This is a genomic window from Rhizobium chutanense (assembly GCF_002531935.1).
GTDB lineage: Bacteria > Pseudomonadota > Alphaproteobacteria > Rhizobiales > Rhizobiaceae > Rhizobium > Rhizobium chutanense.
In genome coordinates this window covers 1-3,362 of sequence record NZ_NWSV01000065.1, presented here as the reverse complement: position 1 = coordinate 3,362, position 3,362 = coordinate 1, and the positions used below count along the sequence as shown (strand labels likewise).

The 3,362-nt window shown below is 53.0% G+C and carries 2 tRNA genes and 2 rRNA genes; all 4 read left to right on the top strand.

Going from position 1 to position 3,362, the window contains the following annotated elements:
- Window positions 1-86: ribosomal RNA gene (locus CO666_RS33190) — 16S ribosomal RNA — on the top strand; the annotation flags it as partial.
- Window positions 87-295: 209 nt separating this feature from the next.
- Window positions 296-372 (top strand) — tRNA-Ile (locus tag CO666_RS33185).
- 89 nt (window positions 373-461) lie between these two features.
- Window positions 462-537 (top strand) — tRNA-Ala (locus tag CO666_RS33180).
- Between the two features lie 506 nt (window positions 538-1,043).
- A 23S ribosomal RNA gene (locus CO666_RS33175) occupies window positions 1,044-3,362 on the top strand; the annotation flags it as partial.

Here is a 3,362-nt window from a genome sequence, read left to right as displayed (position 1 = left end):
GGCAGCTAACCACGGTAGGGTCAGCGACTGGGGTGAAGTCGTAACAAGGTAGCCGTAGGGGAACCTGCGGCTGGATCACCTCCTTTCTAAGGAAGCTGTGGAATTGGTAAGACGCCGGACTTGATCTGGATGAACCTTCCCGTGCTTTTTAGAACATAGATGGCACCAGTCAGGTGACCATCGCAACGTAATACGCCGCGTAGACTTCGGTCACGACGGTATGGCGAGCTTTCGCCGTCCACGTTTCTCTTTCTTCAAGAAGACAAAAGACCGTATCGACCGGTTCCCCCCGAATGGGCCCGTAGCTCAGTTGGTTAGAGCACACGCTTGATAAGCGTGGGGTCGGAAGTTCAAGTCTTCCCGGGCCCACCATTTGCATCGGCAAATGAGGGTTAGGGATGATGGAATGTGGCTGATGCGGATGTTGCCGAACCTGGAGTGATCCAGGCGATCGAGCTGATGGGGCTGTAGCTCAGCTGGGAGAGCACCTGCTTTGCAAGCAGGGGGTCAGCGGTTCGATCCCGCTCAGCTCCACCAAATCGATTGGTGTTGAGACTGACGGTTGACGGTTTTGTCTTTTGAAGAAATACAAGTTTTGCATCGGCTTAGCGCCTGATGCCTGTTCTGCATATATCGTGAAGAGAAGATTGATCTGGAGGCTTCCAGGTGTTTTGGGTTTTGCCCATGACGTCCGAGCCCAGTTCTTGTGAAACCATGGATGGCCTAGCCGGCCGGATGTGGTGGAGGGACTGGAGGTAGGAAGGAAGCTTGTCGCTCTGGATCGTTTATTGTTCGGTGCCTTCGGGCATCGTCTGATGAGCGATCGGATTACCGTTGCCTGACCGCGCGGTATCGGATCCAATCTCGAGAAGCTGGTCTTAAGATCCAGCCCGGATGTCGCTCGGCGTGACATCTTAAACAAGGGACTGGATCGAACACGTCGATGGCATTGTTGGATTGACTGGGTTGTAAAAGGTAACCCGGTCTGTTGCCGTTTCCTTCGGGAGGCGAGCAACGAGATGATGAGCATTGGCAATGAGAACGATTAAGTGTCGTAAGGGCATTTGGTGGATGCCTTGGCATGCACAGGCGATGAAGGACGTGATACGCTGCGAAAAGCCGTGGGGAGCTGCGAATGAGCTTTGATCCATGGATCTCCGAATGGGGCAACCCACCTTAAATGCTTGGGAATCTGGCGCCGTCGGCGCCGCGAATAGGATTTAGCGAATAGCGAATAGGGTTCAAAAACTATTCGCTACTCGCTATTGGCTATTCGCTAGCGTCGCAAGGCGACGCCAGGTTCCAAGCATTGTGATAAGGTATCTACACCTGAATACATAGGGTGTAAGAAGCGAACGCAGGGAACTGAAACATCTAAGTACCTGCAGGAAAGGACATCAACCGAGACTCCGCAAGTAGTGGCGAGCGAACGCGGACCAGGCCAGTGGCAATTTTGATTAAAGTGGAACGCTCTGGAAAGTGCGGCCGTAGTGGGTGACAGCCCCGTACGCGTAGATATCAAGATTGTCCTAGAGTAGGGCGGGACACGAGAAATCCTGTCTGAACATGGGGAGACCACTCTCCAAGCCTAAGTACTCGTGCATGACCGATAGCGAACAAGTACCGTGAGGGAAAGGTGAAAAGCACCCCGACAAGGGGAGTGAAATAGAACCTGAAACCGGATGCCTACAAACAGTCGGAGCCTGAAAGGGTGACGGCGTACCTTTTGTATAATGGGTCAACGACTTAGTGTAACAAGCAAGCTTAAGCCGGTAGGTGTAGGCGAAGCGAAAGCGAGTCTGAATAGGGCGATATAGTTTGTTGCATTAGACCCGAAACCGAGTGATCTAGCCATGAGCAGGTTGAAGGTTGGGTAACACCAACTGGAGGACCGAACCCGCATCTGTTGCAATAGATTGGGATGACTTGTGGCTAGGGGTGAAAGGCCAATCAAACTCGGAAATAGCTGGTTCTCCGCGAAATCTATTTAGGTAGAGCGTCGAGCGAATACCCCCGGGGGTAGAGCACTGGATGGGCTATGGGGACTCACCGTCTTACTGATCCTAACCAAACTCCGAATACCGGGGAGTACTACTCGGCAGACACACGGCGGGTGCTAACGTCCGTCGTGAAAAGGGCAACAACCCTAACCTCCAGCTAAGGTCCCCAAGTCATGGCTAAGTGGGAAAGGATGTGAGGATCCCAAAACAACCAGGATGTTGGCTTAGAAGCAGCCATCATTTAAAGAAAGCGTAACAGCTCACTGGTCTAAATAAGGGTCTTTGCGCCGAAAATGTAACGGGGCTGAAGCCATGCACCGAAGCTGAGGATGTGTAGCAATACACGTGGTAGCGGAGCGTTCCGTAAGCTGATGAAGGGAGACCCGTGAGGGCTCCTGGAGGTATCGGAAGTGCGAATGTTGACATGAGTAACGATAAAGAGGGTGAGAGACCCTCTCGCCGAAAGACCAAGGGTTCCTGCTTAAAGTTAATCTGAGCAGGGTTAGCCGGCCCCTAAGGCGAGGCAGAAATGCGTAGTCGATGGGAACCACGTTAATATTCGTGGGCCTGGTGGTAGTGACGGATTGCACAAGTTGTTCTGGTTTATTGGATTATCAGGGCAGCGGAGCGGTTCCAGGAAATAGCTCCACCGTATAGACCGTACCCGAAACCGACACAGGTGGTCAGGTAGAGTATACCAAGGCGCTTGAGAGAACTATGTTGAAGGAACTCGGCAAATTGCACGCGTAACTTCGGAAGAAGCGTGACCCCAATTTACGCAAGTATTTTGGGGTGGCACAGACCAGGGGGTAGCGACTGTTTATCAAAAACACAGGGCTCTGCGAAGTCGCAAGACGACGTATAGGGTCTGACGCCTGCCCGGTGCTGGAAGGTTAAGAGGAGAGGTGCAAGCTTTGAATCGAAGCCCCAGTAAACGGCGGCCGTAACTATAACGGTCCTAAGGTAGCGAAATTCCTTGTCGGGTAAGTTCCGACCTGCACGAATGGCGTAACGACTTCCCCGCTGTCTCCAACATAGACTCAGTGAAATTGAATTCCCCGTGAAGATGCGGGGTTCCTGCGGTCAGACGGAAAGACCCCGTGCACCTTTACTATAGCTTTACACTGGCATTCGTGTCGGCATGTGTAGGATAGGTGGTAGGCTTTGAAGCGGGGACGCCAGTTTCCGTGGAGCCATCCTTGAAATACCACCCTTATCGTCATGGATGTCTAACCGCGGCCCGTCATCCGGGTCCGGGACAGTGTATGGTGGGTAGTTTGACTGGGGCGGTCGCCTCCGAAAGAGTAACGGAGGCGCGCGATGGTGGGCTCAGACCGGTCGGAAATCGGTCGTCGAGTGCAA